14 protein-coding genes are annotated in these 14834 nt (G+C 54.5%); 9 read left to right on the forward strand and 5 right to left on the reverse strand.

Features of this window, described 5'->3' with window-relative positions:
- The first annotated feature begins 287 nt into the window (after positions 1-287).
- The gene (gene ahpF / locus I6L74_RS14005) at positions 288-1853 is read left to right on the forward strand and encodes an alkyl hydroperoxide reductase subunit F (RefSeq protein WP_059178679.1); all 1566 of its coding nucleotides are present in this window, start codon (positions 288-290) and stop codon (positions 1851-1853) included.
- A 65-nt stretch (positions 1854-1918) separates the two neighbouring features.
- On the opposite strand, the gene uspG is transcribed toward ahpF, so the two are convergent.
- From uspG to rnk, 3 genes are all read right to left on the reverse strand, one after another.
- On the reverse strand, positions 1919-2347 hold the full coding sequence (gene uspG / locus I6L74_RS14010) for a universal stress protein UspG (RefSeq protein WP_059178678.1): 429 nt from the start codon (positions 2345-2347) through the stop codon (positions 1919-1921).
- A 135-nt stretch (positions 2348-2482) separates the two neighbouring features.
- The gene (gene yldA, locus I6L74_RS21575; protein WP_273542855.1) at positions 2483-2572 is read right to left on the reverse strand and encodes a small membrane protein YldA; all 90 of its coding nucleotides are present in this window, start codon (positions 2570-2572) and stop codon (positions 2483-2485) included.
- A 137-nt stretch (positions 2573-2709) separates the two neighbouring features.
- The gene (rnk, locus tag I6L74_RS14015; RefSeq protein ID WP_059178677.1) at positions 2710-3120 is read right to left on the reverse strand and encodes a nucleoside diphosphate kinase regulator; all 411 of its coding nucleotides are present in this window, start codon (positions 3118-3120) and stop codon (positions 2710-2712) included.
- A gap of 255 nt (positions 3121-3375) precedes the next feature.
- Between rnk and I6L74_RS14020 the strand changes: the two genes are divergently transcribed.
- Positions 3376-4206, forward strand: a complete 831-nt coding sequence (locus I6L74_RS14020; protein WP_059178676.1) for an alpha/beta fold hydrolase — start codon at positions 3376-3378, stop codon at positions 4204-4206.
- Between the two features lie 91 nt (positions 4207-4297).
- The gene (locus I6L74_RS14025; RefSeq protein WP_059178675.1) at positions 4298-4921 is read left to right on the forward strand and encodes a flavin reductase family protein; all 624 of its coding nucleotides are present in this window, start codon (positions 4298-4300) and stop codon (positions 4919-4921) included.
- A gap of 36 nt (positions 4922-4957) precedes the next feature.
- Here I6L74_RS14025 and rna read toward each other — a convergent pair whose 3' ends face one another.
- Positions 4958-5767, reverse strand: coding sequence for a ribonuclease I (rna, locus tag I6L74_RS14030; RefSeq protein WP_059178674.1), 810 nt, complete (start codon positions 5765-5767; stop codon positions 4958-4960).
- An 89-nt stretch (positions 5768-5856) separates the two neighbouring features.
- Entirely contained in the window at positions 5857-7230 is a 1374-nt protein-coding gene (dcuC, locus tag I6L74_RS14035; protein ID WP_059178673.1) for an anaerobic C4-dicarboxylate transporter DcuC, read from the reverse strand.
- Between the two features lie 341 nt (positions 7231-7571).
- Between dcuC and I6L74_RS14040 the strand changes: the two genes are divergently transcribed.
- From I6L74_RS14040 to pagP, 6 genes are all read left to right on the forward strand, one after another.
- Complete coding sequence (locus tag I6L74_RS14040) at positions 7572-7973, forward strand: hypothetical protein (protein WP_059178672.1); 402 nt, start codon at positions 7572-7574, stop codon at positions 7971-7973.
- A 56-nt stretch (positions 7974-8029) separates the two neighbouring features.
- Complete coding sequence (locus tag I6L74_RS14045) at positions 8030-8341, forward strand: copper-binding protein (protein ID WP_059178671.1); 312 nt, start codon at positions 8030-8032, stop codon at positions 8339-8341.
- Positions 8342-8352: 11 nt separating this feature from the next.
- Positions 8353-9609, forward strand: coding sequence for a TolC family protein (locus I6L74_RS14050; protein WP_059178670.1), 1257 nt, complete (start codon positions 8353-8355; stop codon positions 9607-9609).
- Complete coding sequence (locus I6L74_RS14055; protein WP_059178669.1) at positions 9606-10811, forward strand: efflux RND transporter periplasmic adaptor subunit; 1206 nt, start codon at positions 9606-9608, stop codon at positions 10809-10811. The genes I6L74_RS14050 and I6L74_RS14055 overlap by 4 nt, the downstream gene beginning before the upstream one ends.
- Complete coding sequence (locus I6L74_RS14060; RefSeq protein WP_059178668.1) at positions 10808-13924, forward strand: efflux RND transporter permease subunit; 3117 nt, start codon at positions 10808-10810, stop codon at positions 13922-13924. Before I6L74_RS14055 ends, I6L74_RS14060 begins: the two co-directional genes overlap by 4 nt.
- 161 nt (positions 13925-14085) lie before the next feature.
- On the forward strand, positions 14086-14661 hold the full coding sequence (gene pagP, locus I6L74_RS14065) for a lipid IV(A) palmitoyltransferase PagP (protein WP_059178667.1): 576 nt from the start codon (positions 14086-14088) through the stop codon (positions 14659-14661).
- Positions 14662-14834: the final 173 nt, after the last annotated feature.

Genomic DNA, 14834 nt, shown 5'->3' on the forward strand with positions numbered 1-14834 from the left:
CTAGCCGCCTTGCTCTGGCACGAAATACTTAGGGAAATACATTTTCTTCGGTTATCGCGCCAGTGCCGCGTTGGCAGCGCCTGTGTTCACCCCGGTCACTGACCTGTGTCAGCTCCCGGGGATTCTCAGGCTAGCCGTCTTGCTCTGGCACGAATCCAAAGGAAATTACGCTTGTTAACGGGTGCATGCCGCACCCGTTTCATTCTAAACCCCATGATGCAAGCCGCATTCAGGCCGCCCAGACAAGGCAGCTTGCATGATGATGTTTTTTAAGCAGGAGATTAACGATGCTCGACACCAACATGAAAACCCAGCTCAAGGCCTATCTTGAGAAACTGACCAAACCTGTTGAGTTGATTGCCACGCTGGATGACAGCGCCAGATCGGCAGAAATCAAGGAACTGCTGGCGGAAATCGCCGAACTGTCACCCAAAGTGACCTTTAAAGAAGACAACAGCCTGGCGGTGCGTAAGCCGTCATTCCTGATTACCAATCCAGGCTCAGACCAGGGACCGCGCTTTGCTGGTTCTCCGCTTGGGCACGAATTTACGTCGCTGGTGCTGGCGCTGCTGTGGACCGGTGGTCATCCATCGAAAGAAGCGCAGACGCTGCTGGAGCAAATCCGCGATATCGACGGTGATTTTGAGTTTGAAACCTACTACTCGCTGTCATGCCACAACTGCCCGGACGTGGTGCAGGCTCTGAACCTGATGGCCGTGCTGAACCCGCGCATTAAGCACACTGCGATTGACGGCGGCGTGTTCCAGAATGAAATCACCGATCGTAATGTGATGGGCGTTCCGGCGGTGTTCGTGAACGGGAAAGAGTTTGGTCAGGGTCGTATGACGCTGACGGAAATCGTGGCCAAAATTGATACCGGTGCTGAAAAGCGCGCGGCGGAAGAACTCAACAAGCGTGATGTTTACGACGTGCTGATTGTCGGTTCCGGCCCTGCGGGCGCTGCGGCAGCGGTCTACTCGGCACGTAAAGGGATTCGTACCGGCCTGATGGGCGAGCGCTTTGGTGGCCAGGTTCTGGATACCGTAGATATCGAAAACTACATTTCCGTGCCAAAAACCGAAGGCCAAAAGCTGGCGGGCGCACTGAAAGCGCACGTCGATGATTACGATGTCGATGTCATCGACAGCCAAAGCGCCAGCAAACTGGTTCCGGCTGCGACAGAAGGCGGCTTACACCAGATTGAAACGGCCTCCGGTGCGGTGCTAAAAGCGCGCAGCGTGATCATCGCGACGGGTGCGAAATGGCGCAATATGAACGTGCCGGGAGAAGATCAGTATCGCACCAAAGGCGTGACCTACTGTCCGCACTGCGACGGCCCGCTGTTTAAAGGCAAACGCGTGGCGGTGATCGGCGGGGGTAACTCAGGTGTGGAAGCGGCTATTGATCTGGCGGGACTCGTTGAGCACGTCACGCTGCTGGAATTTGCCCCTGAAATGAAAGCCGACCAGGTATTGCAGGATAAAGTCCGCAGCCTGAAAAACGTCGATATCGTCCTGAATGCTCAGACCACGGAAGTGAAAGGCGACGGCAGTAAAGTGACCGGTCTGGAATACCGTGACCGCGTCAGCGGTGATGTGCACAACGTGGCGCTGTCAGGCATTTTCGTGCAGATCGGTTTGCTGCCAAACACCACCTGGCTTGAAGGCGCGATTGAGCGCAACCGCATGGGCGAGATCATGATTGATGCCAAATGTGAAACCAGCGTGAAAGGCGTCTTTGCTGCGGGTGACTGTACGACCGTGCCGTACAAACAGATTATTATCGCGACGGGCGAAGGGGCGAAAGCGTCTCTCAGCGCGTTTGATTATCTGATTCGCACCAAAACAGCATAATAAAAGAAAGTAAGGCTACACCTGCAAAAATAAAAACCCCGCGAAAGCGGGGTTTTTTATGCGCGTTATCTGACGACCAACACCGGGATATGCGTGTGGCGGATTACGCTGGAGGCATTCGAACCCAGCAGGTGGGTGGAGATAGAAGGATTGCGTGAACCGATCACCACCACGTCGGCTTTAAGTTCGTTCGCCATTTCGTTCACCGCGTCGCGAACGCTACCAAACCGCACATGGGTTTTAATCCGCGCCGGATCGATGCTGAAATGCCCCACCATGGTTTGCAGGCGGGTTTCTGCTTCGCGTTGCAGATGCTCCTCAAAGCGGCGCACGTCGGCGGCGAAGCGGTGCAGACTCAGGCTGGCAGAGCCTGGCAAAACGTGTAAAAGATGAATGATGCCGTCCTGCTGCGCCAGGAATTCGGCGTGGCGCACGGCCTTGTCGCTCAGTTCCATTTCAAAAACATCAACCGGCATAATGATTGTCTGATACATACCCGTTTCTCCTTGTTTATAAACGCTGAAAACATTCAAACATAAAATATTATTTGTTTCTGCTATCTGTCAGGCAGTTTTTCACGTTTTGGCGTTTATTGACTTAACTTTGCGGAGAAATGAGAGGAACAAGGTCTACCAGTAGCGTTCAAGATAAAGCACGGCCGTGACGATAATCGCCAAAAAAATGAAATATACCAGCGATATGCCCAGTATCTCATTCATGACCGTCCCCGCGGCACTGAAACGGATTAAGCCTGGATTAAGGGGATTTGGCGCGCCATAGGAAAAAAGGGTGATTTTCGGAAAGAGGATGCGGACGCATCCTCTGGGCAAAGCGGTTAACGCTTATTCAGATGGGATTAACGCAGGTAATCGCCGGCAGCTTCTGGCTGGTAGAGCAGTTCCAGCACTTCAAGGTGTGCCGATGCGCCACCTGGCAGTTCCCAGTGGATGGTATCACCCGTGCGCAGGCCAAGGAGCGCGGCACCGACGGGCGCGAGAACGGAGAGCTGAGTGCTGCTGTCGGTCATCTGCGCAGGATACACCAGCGTGCGGGTGTGCTCTTCACCGGACGCGAGATCGCGGAATCTCACCTGGCTGTTCATGGTGACGACGTCATGCGGCATCGACTCTGCCGTACACATTTGCGCGCGGTCCAGTTCGTCGTTCAGCGCATCCGCAATCGGCAGCGACGCGAACGCGGGTTTCTCCAGCAGACGGTCGATACGTTCTGCATCAAGTTCATTGATAATGAGGGTGGGTCTGGACATTTATTACTCCATGTCTTTAGTGCTGCGTGTCGCGCAGAAACCAATCCAAAAGAAAACCCTCGCCGTATGGCAGCGAGGGTTTTATCTCTCCTGATGATACTGGCTGAACACCGAAGTTTGAAGTGATGAATGTCACATTCATCGCGCAGATGAATTTTTGGCGAAAAACGTGATCGTTCTCAGATTTGCAGTATGCTTTTTAAGCGCCCTTTTACGGGCGACGATCTGCACACGGTGTTCCATTCAGGAGATCTCATGAGCGTTTACGACAAACTTACCTTGAAAGACGGCAGTTATTTGCATTTCAAAGACTGGGGCAGCGGGCAGCCCATTGTATTTAGTCATGGCTGGCCGTTAACGGCGGATGCCTTTGAAGATCAAATGTTGTATCTGGGGTCGAAAGGATTTCGCGTGATCGCACACGATCGGCGTGGGCACGGGCGTTCTGCCCAGACCTGGGATGGGAACGATATGGATCAGTACGCTGACGATCTGGCAGAACTGACCGCGCATCTGAATCTTAACGATGCGGTGCATGTCGGTCACTCCACCGGCGGCGGCGAAGTGGCGCGCTATATTGGTCGGCATGGAACTGAACGGGTCGCAAAAGCCGTGCTGATTAGCGCAGTGACGCCGATTATGATCAAAACCGATTTCAACCCAAATGGGGTGCCGAAAGAGGTGTTTGATGGTATTCGGGAAGGCGTGATCAACGATCGCGCAGCGTTCTTTTATGAACTGACTGCGGCCTTTTATGGCTATAACCGCACGGGTGCGAAAGAGTCTAAAGCGGTCCGGGAAAGCTTTGTTGAGCAAGGGCTTCAGGGATCGATTAAAGGGCTATATGACTGCATCAAGGCATTTTCGGAAACCGACCTGCGGGAAGATCTGAAAAAGATGACCATCCCAACGCTTGTGATTCATGGCAATGACGATCAAATCGTGCCGTTTGAAACCTGCGGGAAAGTGGCGGCAGAGATCCTGCCGGATTCCCAGCTCAAGGTGTACGAGGGCGGTTCGCACGGGATTTGCACCACGCATAAACACCAGATCAATGAAGACTTACTGAAATTTATTCAGTCATAATTTTTAACGGATTGCGCTACGCTGATCGTCCTGAATCAGGGGAATGAGCGAAGCGTAATTCGTGCCTGTTAAATTTCACGCAGAGAGTGCCATGTATTTCTATCAGCCATCCCAGGGACACGGCCTGCCACACGATCCCTTAAATGCCATTGTTGGCCCCCGTCCTATCGGTTGGATTTCAAGCCAGGACAGCGAAGGGCGACTGAATCTTGCCCCCTACAGTTTTTTTAATTGCTTCAATTATCACCCGCCGATCATTGGTTTCTCCAGTAATGGCTGGAAAGACAGCGTGCAAAACATTGTCCAGACCGGCGAATTCGTCTGGAATCTGGCAACGGTCGAACTGGCGCAGGCGATGAATGAAACGTCCGCCACGCTCCCGCATGAGGAAGACGAATTTTCCTTCTCCGGCTTAACGCCCGTCGCCAGCCAGCTGGTGAACGCACCGCGCGTGGCGGAAAGCCCGGTTAACTTTGAATGTCGTCTGTCGCAGTGCATTCAGCTCACTGGCGCAGACGGTACGCCGATTGAAACCTGGCTGGTACTGGGCGAAGTCGTCGGAATTCACATCCGCGAAACGCTGCTGGAAGACGGGATTTATCAGACCGCCAAAGCGAATCCGATTCTGCGTGCGGGTGGCCCGACGGCCTACTATTCGATAAGCGAAGCGCAGCGGTTTGACCTGGTGCGCCCGGATGCACGTCGCAGAGGCTAATCTTTTTACCCGGCACAGCCCGCGCCGGGTGAATGTTTAGTAGCCGACTTTATCGATGACGAACTGTTTTCCGCAGTTGCCGGGATGCGGCTGCGCGGCAAACGACGCCGCAGACAGCGGAGCGTTAATGGTCGCCGCGTTGAGGGAGAGTTGAATCTCGGTCAGATAAGCGGGGTTACCGCTGCAGGTCAACTTAACGGCTTTGACTGACGCGTCGCCCCAGCTTTTGGCGATGGCGCGATCAACGGTTTTACGGCTGACCGTTTTACCGTAGTTATCTGCCAGCAGTTTGCCCAGTTCGCTGGCTTTCACTTCCTGGTTCATACGCACCATGGTGCCAAAATAGGCATCCGGGTCAAAACCAAAGCATACGCCATGCTTGGCATATTCATAGCGTTCCAGACAAGAATTACCGCCCGCGCCGGGCATCACGCCACTCAGTTTGGCGGCGGATTCCAGCGACAGGCCGGTTTCTGCTGCCGCACATTTGCGGCTGCCTTTGGCCTCGGGCATGTTGGGAAGGGGACGCGTAGCGCAGCCAAAGCGCATCCAGCGGCGGTCGTCCACGCCGCGCGCAGAGATGGATTTTGGCAGGCTCGGCCAGAGGCCGTGAACCGTCAGGAAATCGGTTTTGGTTTTGCTCTCTTTTTGCAGACGACACTCATCAGGTTCGTTGCGATCGCGCTCGTGCATGCTCTGGCAAAATCCTGTTTGCCACGACAGGGCAAGAACATAGCGATCGAAATCGGCGTACTGGGTGGCCTGAAGTGGGGCTGATTCTGCCGAGAAAGCACACAGCGCGAGAGCCGCCGCGCTGAATCGACTGACGATATCCTTCCTGAACATGTGAATTCCTGATGATTTAACGCAAATTAATTCCAGGAACTTATTAAAGCACAAAAAGCGCCCGCAGGCGCTTTTGAGAAGTGTGATGCTTAGCCTGCGATCGTGGCGGGAACCAGAATTTCGGTCGCGATAATCACAATCACCAGCCCCACCAGAACAGGAACGGAGGTGCGTTTCACCACTTCGAACGGAGAGATTTTCGCCATTCCCGCGACCGCCACAACCACCCCTGAAACCGGTGAAATAGTACGGCCCAGGTTAGACGCCTGCAGCATCGGAATAGAAAGGTACGCCGGGTTAATGCCGGAAGAGTGCGCCAGTTTTGGAATCATCTCCACGAATGCATAGAACGGGGCGTTACCGGACCCGGTGGTCATCGCCGCCAGCATGGTGAGGATCACCAGCACCAGCATCAAAATGATGCTTGCGGAACCAAACGAGGTGGCGATAGAGATCAGGCTCTGAATAAAGCCGATGGTGCTCAGACCCTGGGCAAATACGCCCGCTGCAACCAGCAGCATCACCACGCTGGCGAAGGCATCCGCCATACCGCGATACGCCACTTCCAGACCGGAAAAGACCTTTTGCGTGTTAAAGCCGCGCACAAATTCCAGCACCGCTGCCAGCAACATACAGATCACCAGAATGGTAATGATGTGCAGCTGCGGGCCCCACTTGCCGTCAAAAATCAGTACGCCCACGATAGGGGTGAACGGCAGAATGGCGTAAAACGACGGGGCGGTGGTGGTGATTTCGCTGACGTCCAGCATCTCGTGGCTGATGTTTTCTTTTTTATCGAGATACTTCTGCCAGAAATAGTGAGCAACCGCCATGCCGATAATCGCGGCAATAGAAATCGGCAGCGTGGTTTTAAAGGCAAAATCAATCAGCGGCATTTCAGCGGCTTTGGCGGCCAGCACCACGTCGCCTGAGGTCGGGGAGAGAATAATGGCCGCGGGAGAGGCACAAATGGCCGCAGCGGCACCCCGGCTGATCCCGACGTTCACCATCACCGGGAACAGGGTAGCCATCAGTAATACGCCCAGACCGGTCGCAGACGACACCGCCAGAGACATCAGGCAGGCGACGAAATAGGCGGCAATCATCAGGATGTACGGGGAATTAATATATTGCAGCGGTTTGGAGGCCAGCTTCACCACCATATCGTTGGCGCCAATATGTGTCATATACGCCGCAAAACCACACAGCATCATAATCATCATGCCGAGATCGCCACCGCGACTCATCAGCAGGATTTTAATATATTCCACAATATCCGTAGCGGAATAACCGGTGCTCTCGGCGGAGGCGGGTAATACTTTATGGCCCATTAGCGCGCTAACAATCAGCAGTACCAAACCACCGACGAATAATACTCCGGTAGCGGAATAGCCTTTTATGATGTAGCGGGCGACGCCAACAATGACGACCACTCCCATGAGGAGTTCGATAAAGGTAAGCATGGTTTCCCCTGTTAATGCGCTCCCCAGAGAGCACGGAAAATCAAAAAAATGAAGGGTGAGAATGTGCCGAATTAATGGTCAGTCATTGATGACTAAAATCAATAAAACGACTACTAAAGGAGTAATCAACGATATTTTGCCATTAGTGTGCCATTTATGTCATCACAGTATTGACCGAATCAATCATTAACGGATGTCATCGGAATGATAACGTTTTGTTGAGGTTATTCGGTACTTTTACCCCGCAACGGATTAAGAACGTAAAACTGATTAAAATAACTTTAATTTCTGCGAAAGCTGTTCTTATACTCGCATTCCTTTTATGACCCGACGACGCGAATATGCACGCCAGCTGGACCTATCGCCTGCGCTTCCTTAAAAAGCATCTTTTGATGTTTTTGTTAGCCTTTGGCTGGCTGGTGATCCAGAGTCAGGTAGCGATTGCTTCGCATGATTGTTCGCTGGATCCGCGCGGTGAGACCGCCGCTCTCCAGCATATGGACATGAAGGCAAAACCGCTTTCCCACGATGTCGTCAGTGCATCCCCGCTGTGTGAAAAACATTGCGTGCCGGATCAGGTGCAAAAAGATCCAGCGCAACCGCATCTGGTGGCCTTACCCGCCGTCATGACGCTCGCCCTTAACACGCCGCAATGCAGCGAAATCGCGCATTCTGCATGGTCACTCACCCCGCCCGCCGTGGGGCCACCGGCAACGATCCGTTTTTGCCGGTTCCGGGAGTAGAAACCTGTTCATTCGTTGAATTGATTTTTTAATTTACGTTTAACAGGAGTTTTATCATGCGAGCTTTACGTGTTTTCGCGCTAATAGGCGTGCTGTTTTCCCTTTCTTCTTTTTCCGTTCAGGCCACCGAACCGTCTGCTACCGCACAGCGCTGGCAGGGGGAGGGACGCGTTCTGGAAATCTCACCACCCAAAATCATTCTTGAGCATCAGGCCATTCCCGAACTGAACTGGCCCGCGATGACCATGCCTTTCACCCTTGCGAATAGCGCTGAGACGACCTCGGTTAAGCCTGGCGATCGCGTCACGTTCACGCTTGAGCGGGCGGGCGACGGCTTTCAGATTCTCTCTCTGACGCCGCTGCACTAAGCGAGGACATCATGAAAAAAACAACACTGAGCATCTGGCTCGGTGGGGTGTTGCTCGGCTTGTTAAGCTCCGCCGCTCAGGCGGAGCCATGGACGCTGGCGCAAACCCTTACCGTGGCCCAACGCTATTCTGCCGAACTTTCCGCCAGTCGTAACGAAGCGCAGGCGCTGGATGCGATGGCGGAATCCGCAACTCAACTTCCCGATCCCAAACTGAAATTCGGCATCGAAAACGTGCCGGTTCAGGGCAGTAACGACCAGCGATTTACCCGCGAAGGCATGACCATGCAGCGTATTGGCATCATGCAGAGTTATGTGAGTGCCGAAAAGCGCGAGCGTAAATCGCAGACTTTGCAGGCTCAGGCCCGTAGCGTGGTGGCGAAGTCTGCGACCGTTCGCGCCGCGCTTCAGCGAGATACCGCGCAGGCGTGGCTCGATTTAGCGCTTGCTCAGCAGGCACTGACAACGGCTCACAAACGCGTAAGCGAAACTGAGCGCCAGCAGGGCGTGCAGAAGGCGAGCGTAGCGGCAGGCAGCACCACGCCCGACAGCGTGTTGTCGCTCCAGATGACGCTGAGCGCGATGCGTGACAGCGTGACGCTGGCGAACCGGGATGTGCAGTTGGCGCAAAGCCGTCTGTTTCAGTTGACCGGCCAGGCGATAACCGAGGTGCAAGGCCCGTTGCCGCGCTATCAGCGGTTACCGGCGGATGAAAAAACGCTGGCCGACGCGATTGTCCGGCATCCTGAAGTTGAGGCCGCGCTGCGCGAGTCAGAAACGGCGAAAGCCCGCTCGGCACAGTCGGCTGTTGCAGCTATTCCCGACGTGGATGTGGAAGTGTTCTATTCCCATCGCGCCGAAGGGTATGACGATATGGCCGGGGTCATGTTTACCGTCGATCTGCCGCTGTTTCAGTCGCGTCGACAGGATAAAGATTATGCCGCTGACGTGTCGCGCTCGATGCAGGCGGTGGATCAGCTGACGTTGATTCAACGTGAACATCTGGCCCAGGTGCAGTCGCTGGTGGCGCAGTATCAGGCTGCGCAAACGCTGTGGTTACGCCAGCGCGATGGCATTTTACCGTTGCAGTCCGCGCGGCTGAACGTGCTCGCCGCTCAGTACCGCTCCGGACAGTCGGCGCTGTCCGCGTTGCTCGAGGCGCGTCGCAGCGTGCTGGATACCGAACTGGCCGTAAATCAGGCCGAGCGTGAAATGGCGCGAACCTGGGCAGCGATTCAATGGCTGATCCCACAGGAAATCACACAATGAAAACAACAACGTTAACCGCTGTGGCGCTCGCCGTACTGCTTGCTGCTGGCGGGGGATATTTTTTTGGGCAGCGCCAGTCGCATACCGCACCTGAAATTGTGAAAAAGGCGGAGCGCAACGTGCTCTATTGGTACGACCCGATGATGCCCGGCCAGCGTTTTGATAAGCCGGGTAAATCCCCGTTTATGGACATGGAGTTGGTGGCGCGTTATGCCGACGAAGAGAAAGCGGCGACGGGCGTGGGAGTGAGCGCTCAACAGCAGCAAAATCTCGGGATGAAAACCGCCAAAGTGCAGATGCGTCAGCTTACGCAGCCGTTTACGGCATTTGCGACCGTGTCTCTCAATGAGAGAACGCTCACGACGCTCCCTGCGCCTACCGCCGGCGTGATTGCAAAACTGTACGTGCGTGCCGAGCAACAGCAGGTCAAGGCCGGTGACGCGCTGGCAGAGATCTGGGTTCCGCAGTGGACGACCGCGCAGCAGGAGTTTCTGGCCGTCCGTCAGCTTGGCGATGCGATGTTAACCCGCGCCGCGCGGGAGAGGCTGGCGCTCCAGTTTATGCCGGAAGAGACGATTCGCGCGCTGGAGCGCAGTGGAAAACCGCAAACCCGATTAACCCTGAGGTCGGAACAATCAGGGTATGTGGCAAAGCTGAACGTCCGGGAGGGCGCGCAGGTGGCGGCTACTGCACCGGTGTTTGATATGGCGTCGTTGGACAGCGTCTGGCTGGTGGTCGATTACCCGCAAACGCAGGCGCAAGCGCTCACGGTGGGCAGCGAAATGATTGCGACGTCAGAAAGCTTTCCAGGCCAGCGCTTTCACGGCACCGTCAGCGAGCTGTTGCCGCAGATGGATACTGCCACGCGTACCCTCAAGGCTCGAATTGTGATGGACAATCCGCAACACACGCTCAAGCCGGGGATGTTCCTGAACGTCGTTCGCGCAGAGCAAAAACCGGGGGCGTCGGTGCTGGCGGTACCGGAGGAGTCGGTGATTAATAGCGGGGAATCGCAGCGTTTACTGCTGGCAACCGGCGAGGGCTTTTTCCATCCGGTGAATGTCACAACGGGCGTGAGCGCCGATGGCTGGACGGAGATTGTCTCTGGGGTGCAGGCGGGTGACACCGTGGTGACGTCGGGGCAATTCCTGATCGACTCGGAAGCCAGTCTGCGTAGCGCCCTGCCGGAGGTGACAAAATGATCGCCGCCGTCATTCGCGCTTCGTTACGTAACCGTCTGCTGGTGATTCTGGCGGCCTGTGTGATGGCGGGCTGGGGCTGGTGGGCGGTGCAACGCGCACCGCTGGATGCATTACCCGACCTGTCGGATGTGCAAGTTATCGTCAAAGCCAGTTATCCGGGCAAAGCACCGCAGGTGATTGAGGATCAGGTGACCTGGCCGCTGACCACGTCGATGCTGTCGGTGCCTGGCGCCAAAACCGTGCGAGGTTTTTCGATGTTTGGCGATGCCTATGTGTATGTGCTGTTTGAAGATGGCACGGATCTCTACTGGGCGCGCTCACGGGTGCTGGAGTATTTAAGCCAGGTGCAGTCGCAATTACCGGCGGGGGTGAAAGCCTCTCTGGGACCGGATGCGACGGGCGTGGGCTGGATCTATGAGTACGCGCTCGTCGATCGCACGGGCAAACACAGCCTTGCCGATTTACGCGCACTTCAGGACTGGACGCTCAAGTTTGAGCTGAAGACGGTGCCGAATGTCTCGGAAATTGCCAGCATCGGCGGAATGGTGCGCCAGTATCAGATTGTGGTCGCTCCCGAGAAAATGCGCGCGCTGAATATTACGCACGGGCAGATCGTGAGCGCGGTACAGGCGGCAAACAAGGAGAGCGGCGGCGCGTTGCTGGAGAAGGGTGAAGCGGAATATATGGTGCGTACCACCGGTTATCTGCGCACGCTGGATGATTTCAGGAACGTGGTGATCGCCACGCGCGACGGGATCCCTGTCTTGTTAAAAGACGTGGCGACGGTCGGCCTGGGGCCGGAAATCCGTCGGGGTGTGGCGGAGCTTAACGGTGAGGGCGAAGTTGTGGGCGGCGTGGTGGTGATGCGTTACGGGCAGAACGCGCTTGAAACGCTTCACGCCGTGAAGGAAAAGCTCAGTGCGCTGCAAAAAACGCTGCCAGAAGGGGTGGAGATTGTCCCGGTCTACGACCGATCGAAGCTGATTGAGGAGTCGGTCAAAACGCTCACCCATAAGTTGCTGGAGGAGTTTGCCGTCGTCGTTTTGGTGTGTGCGCTGTTCCTCTTTCACTTCCGTTCGGCGCTGGTGGCGATCGTTTCCTTGCCATTAGGAATTTTGGGCGCGTTTGTCGTGATGCACTATCAGGGCATCAACGCCAATATTATGTCGCTGGGCGGGATTGCCATTGCCATCGGGGCGATGGTGGATGCCGCGATCGTGATGATCGAAAACATGCACAAAGTGCTGGAGCAGTGGCGTCATACTCACCCTGCTGAAGAACCGACATCAGCGGACTATTGGCGTCTGGCGGAGCGCGCGGCGGTAGAAGTGGGACCTGCGCTGTTTTGCAGTCTGCTGATTATTACGCTGTCGTTTATTCCGGTATTTTCCCTTGAAGCCCAGGAAGGGCGGATGTTTTCACCACTGGCCTTTACTAAAACGTGGGCGATGGCCATGGCCGCGGGGCTTGGCATTACGCTCATTCCAGTGCTGATGGGCTATTTTATCCGGGGCAAAATCCCTGATGAAAAAGCCAACCCGATTAACCGTTTTTTGATTCGGCTTTATGAACCGCTGCTGGATAAAGTGTTGGCGTTTCCAAAAACCACGCTGACGCTGGCATTGCTGCTTTTACTGGTGACGCTGTGGCCGCTGAGTCGTCTTGGCAGTGAATTTATGCCCCCGCTGGACGAGGGCGATCTGCTGTATATGCCGTCCACGCTGCCGGGAATCTCGGCGCGCGAAGCCAGCCGTTTGCTGCAACAAACGGATCGGTTAATTAAAAGCGTGCCGGAAGTGGCGAGCGTGTTTGGTAAAGCTGGACGGGCGGACTCAGCGACCGATCCTGCGCCGCTCACAATGCTGGAAACAACGATCCACTTTACACCGCGCGATCAATGGCGGCCGGGAATGACGCCAGCAAAATTGGTCGAAGAACTAGACAAAGTCGTCTCAATACCGGGGATCGCGAACGTGTGGGTACCGCCGATTCGCAATCGCCTCGATATGCTGGCGACGGGCATTAAAAGTCCGGTGGGGATTAAGGTGAACGGCAGCAATATTGCCGATATTGAACGCGTTGCTGCACAGATTGAACAGATTGTGAAACAGGTGCCAGGCGTGACGTCCGCGCTGGCGGAACGGCTGGCGGGTGGGCGCTACGTGGATATCCGTATCGACAGGCAAAAAGCCGCACGGTATGGCGTGTCGGTTGATGAACTTCAAGGGATGGTCTCCACTTTGATTGGCGGTGACAATATCGGTGAAGTCCTTCAGGGCCGAGAGCGTTACCCCATCAATGTGCGCTATCCCCGCGACGTTCGCGATAGTGTCGATAAGCTCCAGATGTTACCTGTTATCACCGCGAATGGGAGCCAGATTGCACTAGGTGAACTGGCGGATATCGTCGTCACTCAAGGTCCGCCGATGCTGAAAAGTGAAAATGCGCGGCTCTCAAACTGGATTTATGTGGATCTGCGTGGACGCGACTTAAAGTCAGCGGTAATTGAGATGCAGCAGCGGGTCGCGGAGAACGTCACGCTGCCGCAGGGCGTCTCGCTATCGTGGTCCGGGCAATTTGAATATCTGGAGCGTGCCACAGAGAAACTGAAAATAGTGCTCCCAATAACCTTAATGATTATCTTTATTCTTTTGTGGCTGACCTTTAAACGCATTTCGGATGTCTTATTAATAATGGGGACATTACCCTTTGCGCTTATCGGCGGCGTGTGGTTGCTTTGGCTGCTGGGATATAATCTTTCCGTTGCGGGTGCCGTCGGCTTTATAGCCCTTGCCGGTGTTGCTGCCGAGTTTGGCGTTATTATGGTGCTGTATCTTAATCAGGCGCTTGATAAATATCGTCAGCAAGAACCTGATGGTGGAAACAGCATGTTAATGCGCGCGATCCATGAAGGCGCAGTCCTTCGCGTTCGTCCCAAGGTGATGACCGTTGCGACGATTATGGCGGGGTTACTGCCGATTATGTGGGGCGGAGGCAGCGGTTCCGAGGTCATGCAGCGCATCGCTGCGCCGATGATAGGGGGGATGGTCACTGCGCCATTATTGTCGATGTTAGTTATTCCCGCATTGTATAAATTGTTGCATAAACGTTAGGTAATGTATGCGCCTTGCTTATTTCAAGGCGCATCGTTGCGTTCTGTAGGACTATTCCCATTTTGTAACTTAATAATTCGGATTTTCTCCAATGTCGTTATGGTTTCATTCAATTAAAGTTTGTTAAAATTCTGCCGAATACTAAAAATGGTAAATGTATTGTGACGGTAAAAAATAATATTTATGTGTTTGTGTTGTTTATTTTTGCACAGCTTGCGCTTTTGACTTCGGCAGTCGCGGATGAGACTACATCGCATAAAGGGGGGTTCTCGACCTTCATCGACAACGTAACGCAGACATGGAATGAGCCAGAGCATTACGATCTGTATGTGCCGGCTATAACGTGGCATGCCCGTTTTGCGTACGACAAAGAGAAAACGGACCGTTACAACGAGCGCCCATGGGGTTCGGGTTTTGGTCAGTCACGCTGGGACGACAAAGGCAACTGGCACGGTTTGTATCTGATGGCGTTTAAAGATTCCTATAACAAATGGGAACCTATCGGCGGCTATGGCTGGGAGAAAACCTGGCGTCCGCTGGCAGATGATAATTTCCATTTGGGTCTGGGGTACACGGCAGGCTTTACGGCGCGTGATAACTGGAAATACATCCCCATCCCGGTGCTGTTACCACTGGCGTCAATCGGCTACGGCCCGGCGACCTTCCAGATGACCTACATTCCTGGAACGTATAACAACGGAAACGTGTATTTCGCCTGGATGCGCTTCCAGTTTTAACTGAAAATTGTCCGCAAATTGGTGTAAAAACAGACCAGTTTTGAGGGGATTAAGGACAAATCGCCAGTCGATAAAATTAACGCGACTTTTGTCACTTTTTAGCAAAGAACCTCTGGACAAAACGCGTCACAATTGTTGTACTGATACCCGACACAGCATTTGTGTCCATTTTT

The sequence above is a fragment of the Lelliottia amnigena genome, assembly GCF_019047465.1.
Classification (GTDB): Bacteria; Pseudomonadota; Gammaproteobacteria; order Enterobacterales; family Enterobacteriaceae; genus Enterobacter; species Enterobacter amnigenus.